Origin of the sequence: Okeania sp. SIO2F4 (genome assembly GCF_010672385.1) — a bacterium.
GTDB lineage: Bacteria > Cyanobacteriota > Cyanobacteriia > Cyanobacteriales > Microcoleaceae > Trichodesmium.
Genome location: NZ_JAAHGT010000724.1, coordinates 1 through 5,010 on the forward strand (window position 1 = coordinate 1; position 5,010 = coordinate 5,010).

Here is a 5,010-nt window from a genome sequence, read left to right on the forward strand (position 1 = left end):
TAGAAAGAGAAAGAGAGGATCGCTTGTGAGCATCACAAGCGATAGTTTTCTCCATCGCTACCTCTATCGCTTGCCTTTGACTGCTCAAAGAAATCTCTTCCCTGAAATGTCCCTGGGGATGATATGTTTGTAGTATAGTCAAAGGGAAGATGAAGGAGTTTAAAGGTATAAAGAGCAGAAAGTTTTTTGATCGCTAATTATCCAGAAATGATATAAGTCCTGACTCATACCATTTCTGTGTAACAATGCAGTTAATAATTCTTGCTCAAACCTTAATTGTCCACATGATTACCATTTATTTATATATTAAATGCAACTTCCTAGAGAAATGGTATAAGTTTTTATTTCTCGATTTCCCGTTTTCTCGTTTTAGTTCTTCAATTATACTAAATGCACCTGAGTAAGAAAGTTTTGAAATTGAGCAAATAACATCTTTAGCAGTTCTGCTTTTAACAACTGGTTGAGGCAATAGGGAGTTATATCATGTTCGGATAATCACTTATAATAAAGTTTTTGTTTGTAGTATAGCTCTCAGCCCCAACTTTAGATAGGGCTGAGAGCTATACTACGAACTTTAATTATAATAACTATTTAACCGAACATAATATTAGGAACAGAAATGAAATAAGACCGGGAAAGTCTGGTTTCTGCCGTTGAAATATATTGACTATAATTAATTTTATCCGGTTTTATTTTGTTCTCATTCTTGAATGGAGGTTTTAATTGACTTATACTTTTATTTGACTCTAGTTTGCTTTTTAACAAAGCCTAGAATATTTCCAGAAGTTGGCTTCTGAGAACCTATGTCCCGATTGCGACAGACCTGAATCTTCACACTCCATTCTGTAAGAAATTATCCTCAAACAAAATATAAATCTTGTGTTATTTATAGTATTTACAGACAAGTGAATTATGAAAATTTAACTAAAAAAATATGATTATTGTCTTAATATCCAATAATTAATCTAGCGTTTCTCAAGTTACTGAGGTACAGTTTTTTTCTTCTTTTCTATTCCCTATTTCCCGAATTACTACTCCCTACTCCCTAAAACAAATAAATTTTCTACCTCACGCTTTTTGGGAATTACTATAACTAATTTTAATATCCACAGAAATAATACCTCTTACCTGTTCGTAAACTTCTAGAAATATGTAACTTATAAAGTTATAAACTATCATGTAAGTAGGTGGGTTTAATTATCCGTAAAATAGGGACGAAGATTTAAAACAGTGAAAACCTCTTAAAAAGTGCTTTCTAGCTTCATTTTATGATTTTTTATTTTAACCTTGTAGAGGTGATTTATAAACTTCGCTAAAAGTTTTATTTCATATAGTTTTCAGCGATATTGATTTTCCGAGATAGTAAGTCACCAAATAGAGGTATAGTAAGGAAATCAGCGTCTTAATATTTACTTGATAAATCAGCTTTTAGTGAATAGTAGTCAACTTCAAAGTCAACTATAGCGATGATATTTATGGAGAAATTTTACAAATCAGATAGGATTGCTATATATTAAAATTAAAAGTTTTTCAATCTAAGGAAAATGAAACAAAAATTACTAAAAATTATCTTAGGGGCAATCCTAACCAGCATACTAATAATTTTCACTTCCTGCCAACAAGCGCCAACTTCTCAAACAGTTACTATTCGTAGTGCTAATAGTACCTGGATACAAGAATTATTTCAAACCTATATTGTTAATATAGGTCTAGAAAAATTAGGCTACAACATAGAAAAACCAAAACAAATCGAATATCCTCCTATTTATATTTCTATTGCCAATGGAGATTTAGAATATAGTACCGTTTACTATGATCCACAACACAAAGAATACTTTGAAAATTCTGGTGGTGAAGAAAAATTAGAGAAAGTTGGAACATTGGTTCCCAACGGAATACAAAGATATGAAATTGACAAAAAAACAGCCGATAAATATAACATTACTAACATTGAACAATTAAAAGATCTAGAAATAGCCAAACTTTTTGACTCCGATGGAGATGGTAAAGCCAACTTAGTTGGTTGTAAACCTGGTTGGTCTTGTGAATTAGTCATTAACCATCATCTTAAAGCTTATGGATTAGAAGATACTGTGGAACATAATCAAGGAGAATATGAAATTCTTCTGGCAGATGCCATGACTCGCTACAAACAAGGACAGCCTATTTTTTATTATGCTTATAATCCTCACTGGATATCTACAGTTTTAAAACCAGGAGAAGATGTAGTTTCGTTGGAAGTACCTTTCACTTCCGTACCAAAATCTATGGGAAATATGACTGAAAAAGATACGTCAGTAGATGGAAAAAATCTTGGTTTTCCCATTCTTGAACAGCGTATAGTTGCTAATAAAAAATTTTTAGAAGCTAACCCCGTTGCTAAAAAGTGGTTTGAATTAGTTCAAATTCCAATACAAGATATGAATGCGGAAAGTTTACGCATTAAAGAGGGTGAAGACAAAGAAGAAGATATTTTGCGTCATGCTCAAGAGTGGGTAAAAAATAATCAGGAAAAATATGATAGTTGGTTAGAAACTTCCAGACAAGCTGCTAATTAATTACAGAAATTTTGTAGTTTTGGAGGTAAAAATTTTGAGAATTTTAGGGAACAGGGAAAAGCAAAATAGATTAATATTAAGCTTTACCTTGCTTTCCTAAAAATTTCTCTAAATATTCTACTATTAACAGACTTGAAAAATTATAAAAAGCTGAAACTGGATGGAAAATATTTCAGTCTCAGCCCAAGAGAATATTGCAAATTTTGAAAGTTATATAGCATTGAATTTATAAGTTTAGTTCTTATAGCGGTATGGGCAATTGAAAAGTAATGTCTAATCAAGGTTTTTCCTAGGGAAATATTCGGCAAATAGCATTTAGTAATGTCAAATATCTAAATGTGCATTTATATAGTCGTTCAAGTCAAAAAAAATCTGAAATGAAAGTCAAATTATTCAGGATTTATATGTACTATTCAAGCAGTCGGAAAACTATATTTTTGTGAGTTAAAAAAATCCCAAAAAAGCTGAGTGTAGATTTAAAATCGAGAATAGATCTATAAGACTTCAAAATATCGAAGTTTGCCACAATTAAAATCTGTTGAGATTATCAATTTTTCCCTACTTTACTTAATTTAGCTAAAAATTACTCTCATATTATTTCTATTAAAATTTTTTCAATCAAACTCAAATGAAACAAAAATACCTGAAAATTTTCTTAGGAACAGTCCTCACAAGTTTATTAATAATTTTCACATCTTGCCAAGAAGTTCCTATTTATACCGATACTACCGGATTTGATCTTACATAATTTTTGTAGTGTTGGAGGTAAAAATTTTGATAATTTTAGGGAACAGGAAAAAAAACAAAGAGATTAATATTAATTTTGACCTGACTTTCCTAAAAACTGCTCTAAATATTCTACTCTTAGCAGAACTTAAAAATCATAATCAAGCTAATACTGGATGGAAAATGGAAAATATTTCAGTCTCAACTCAAGAGAATATGGCAGATTTTGAAAGTGATATAGGATTGAATTTATAAGTTTAGTTTCTATACTGCTACGAGCAAGTAAAAAGTTAAAATTAATATCTAACCAAGGTTTTTTCTATCAAAATACTCAGCAAACAGCATTTAGTAATATCAAATACCTAAATGTGTATTGCTATAGTTGACCGAGCAAAAAAAATTATTACATGAAAGCTAAATGATTTATGGTTGCTATGTACTATTCAAGCACTGGAAAAAACTAGATTTTTGTGGATTGAAAAATTATAAAAAAGCTGAGTGTAGATTTAAAATCTAGAATAGAGTTATCAAGCCTTAAAATATCTAAGTTTGCCACAATTAAAATTGGTGGAGATTATCAATTTTTCGCTATTTGACTTAATTTAGCTAAAACTGGAGTTTAGACTAAATTTTGGGGTCTTCAAATAATCTAGGGTTTCAGTGAATTTAGCCCATGCCCCTATTCTTCTTCGGCAAGTTTAAGGCCAGCTATAATTAGTCTAAACTCCAGTTAAAAATTACTCTAAGCAGGTACACAAAATTAATTACACATTTTCCCAAATTGAAACTTTTTTACTGCAAGGTTTACAGAGAATTAGAGTAGGTAATCAATTCTGTGTAGGTGCTTAATATTATTTCGATTAAAAATTTTTCTATCAAACTCAAATGAAACAAAGATACCTGAAAATTTTCTTAGGAACAGTTCTCACAAGCATATTAATAATTTTCACTTCCTGTCAACAAATTCCTAGCTCTAAAACTATAACTATTCGGAGTGCCAATAGTACCTGGATACAAGAATTATTTCAAACCTATATTGTCAATATTGGTCTAGAAAAATTAGGCTACAAGATAGAAAAACCAAAACAAATTGAATATCCTCCCATTTATATTTCTCTTGCTAATGGAGATTTAGACTATAGCACCATTTATTATGAACCACAACACAAAGAATACTTTGAAAATTCTGGTGGCGAAGAAAAGTTAGAGAAAGTTGGAATGTTAACTCTTGATGGAATACAAAGATATGAAATTGACAAAAAAACAGCCGATAAATATAACATTACTAACATTGAACAATTCAAAGATCCAAAAATTGCCAAAATTTTTGATTCAGATAGAGATGGTAAAGCTAATTTAGTAGGTTGCCCTCCTGGTTGGTCTTGTTAATTAGTCATTAACCATCATCTCAAAACTTATGGATTAGAAGATACAGTAGAACATAATCAAGGACAATATGAAATTCTTCTAGCAGATGCAATAAGTCGCTACAAGCAGGGAAAACCTATTATTTATTATGCCTACGATCCTAATTGGATATCTACACAATTAAAACGAAATAAAGATGTAGTTTACTTAGAAGTTCCTTTTACATCCTTACCAGAATCTATGGAAAATTTGACTGAAAAAGATACATCTCTAGATGGAAAAAACTTTGGCTTTACCATACTTCAACAGCGTATTGTAGCTAATAAAGATTTCCTAAAAGTTAATCCAGTTGCTAAAA

At 30.5% G+C, this 5,010-nt stretch carries 2 protein-coding genes and 1 pseudogene; all 3 read left to right on the plus strand.

Going from position 1 to position 5,010, the window contains the following annotated elements:
• Positions 1 to 1,544: 1,544 nt before the first annotated feature.
• Positions 1,545 to 2,558, plus strand: coding sequence for a glycine betaine/L-proline ABC transporter substrate-binding protein ProX (gene proX, locus F6K22_RS31315; RefSeq protein WP_293107252.1), 1,014 nt, complete (start codon positions 1,545 to 1,547; stop codon positions 2,556 to 2,558).
• Between the two features lie 774 nt (positions 2,559 to 3,332).
• Positions 3,333 to 3,539 (plus strand): hypothetical protein, encoded by a 207-nt coding sequence (locus F6K22_RS31320; protein ID WP_293107255.1) that lies wholly within the window; start codon positions 3,333 to 3,335, stop codon positions 3,537 to 3,539.
• Positions 3,540 to 4,169: 630 nt separating this feature from the next.
• Positions 4,170 to 5,010 (plus strand): annotated as a pseudogene (gene proX, locus F6K22_RS31325) (glycine betaine/L-proline ABC transporter substrate-binding protein ProX); the annotation flags it as partial.

What these genes read in the sequence shown, in the direction of transcription:
- proX (WP_293107252.1), top strand. Translation starts at nt 1,545, where the DNA reads ATGAAACAAAAATTACTAAAAATTATCTTAGGGGCAATCCTAACCAGC.